Raw genomic sequence first — 825 nt, forward strand, 5'->3', positions numbered from 1 at the left:
GACGGACAGAACAGGCTTTGCCCGCACTCCAGTCAAGATAAGGAAACGCACGGCAAGATGACTGACCGCTCTATCTTCGAGACCTTGATAGAATTTCGGCACATCTTTCCAGTTCATCGCGGGAATGTTCTTTGAAACGTGGCCGGTTTCCCCAAGCAGGATGACCGCTAAGTCAACAGCTTGAATGTCGACTTCTAGTTTGGAGGCTGCTGCATACTTTATAATGTACCTCAATCGGCTTACAACTTTTCGAGCTGTGTCTGATTTGGTTCGCTAAATTGGGCTCAAGATCCGCTTTACATCGGTTTGGTCAATTTCGCCGATAGGGATGCGGTCGAACTTTGGCAAAACATGTAACTCAATAGGGCTCATCCATCGGCCCGCCTTACCGTCAGCCTTCAAACCCGTTTTCTTGGCCTCAAAGGCTTCTCGGGCAACCATTTCCAGCGTCATGACTGGTTTAGCCGCTTCACGCTTGAGGCGTTCCCTTTCCCGAATGGGATCTTTCCCGAGCCGAACCACTTCCCGCCAGTGACTTGCTTGGTGGCGAGCTTCCGTCGTTGACCGTGAATAGTATACCGCAAGAACCACTTACCACCGTCGAAATCGCTTTTCGAAAGCCACAAGCCTGCACCATCGCCATATTTGCCCTTTGAGAGGGGCTTGATCGTTCGTGCTGATAGTTTGTGTAGTGTCGTCAATCCGGTCCACCCCTCAGTATGGGATTGAGTGATCCACAATGGAACCCCATGAGACAAATAACCGTCTGGTACGGTTCATTTTTGCATTCACCTGAGATTTTCTGAAGCACCCTAATACAGGGTG

General features: G+C 50.2%; 1 protein-coding gene and 1 pseudogene. Both read right to left on the reverse strand.

Going from position 1 to position 825, the window contains the following annotated elements; translation table 11 throughout:
• Positions 1-234 (reverse strand): annotated as a pseudogene (locus AN476_RS23320) (integrase); the annotation flags it as partial.
• A 39-nt stretch (positions 235-273) separates the two neighbouring features.
• Positions 274-453: a hypothetical protein gene (locus AN476_RS23015; RefSeq protein WP_054463959.1), complete on the reverse strand. Its 180-nt coding sequence runs from the start codon at positions 451-453 to the stop codon at positions 274-276.
• Positions 454-825: the final 372 nt, after the last annotated feature.

The organism is Phaeobacter sp. 11ANDIMAR09 (assembly GCF_001294455.1).
GTDB lineage: Bacteria > Pseudomonadota > Alphaproteobacteria > Rhodobacterales > Rhodobacteraceae > Pseudophaeobacter.